This window comes from Stenotrophomonas sp. P5_A8 (assembly GCF_056400545.1).
Genome location: NZ_JBFULB010000631.1, coordinates 1 through 757, shown reverse-complemented (window position 1 = coordinate 757; position 757 = coordinate 1). Strand labels below are relative to the sequence as shown.

Below are 757 nucleotides of genomic sequence, written 5' to 3'. Positions count from 1 at the left end.
GGCACTGGTCGCGCCCATCGCAATGTTCGCAACGTCCCATACGGTTTCGACAATTCGTCCGTCAGGATCTCTAAACTTGTACGGATTCCCGTTCGCATACCGATACCGATTGAACTGCCCCACCGGCTGTTCATACGCCGTCACCGGGTCGACGGACAGGAACACCCCCAACTGCGGATCCATATACCGCTGCTGCATCTGGCTTAGCCCAGTAGCAGCATCACTCACATGCCCCGTATACCCCGGGCCATCAGCAACCGGCGCACCTACGACAGCGCCATATGGCTCGTAAGTGATGCGCTCGATCACGTTGCCGTTGGCATCGCTCTTGGCTACTACCGAGCCCAAGGCATCGGTATGGATGTAGGTCACCGTTTGTGCGCTTGCAGTCGGTACAGCAGCGAGGCCCAGCAACAGCACAAAGCATAGCCAAGCGCCTACCGCACCCAGCTTCCGAACTCGATCTTCAACTCCCCTGAAGCGGGTCGACACACCGCCTGCAGCTCCCCCGAACCTGTGCATCCTTCCAATCCCTGAAAGAGCCTTGAAGCAAGGCCTAGTATTGATAGCACAGGAACCATCGGCCCGGAATCCAACGGTGCGATTGAGGCCAATCACGCCATCCTGACGGGAGCAGCGCTCTTGGCGCTAAGCGCCAGCGAAGCCGGATCGGTCGTGGTGGCGATGTCAGCCAAGGCGCATCAGCGGAGCTGAGGTTGCCGGCCAGCGGCCGGCACTACCAACGACCGTGTCGCCA

At 60.0% G+C, this 757-nt stretch carries 1 protein-coding gene; it reads right to left on the bottom strand.

Features of this window, described 5'->3' with window-relative positions; all coding sequences use genetic code 11:
- The coding region (locus tag AC1DQP_RS21175; protein ID WP_478052515.1) for an RHS repeat-associated core domain-containing protein at positions 1-372 on the bottom strand (372 nt) is incomplete at its 3' end.
- Positions 373-757 lie beyond the last annotated feature (385 nt).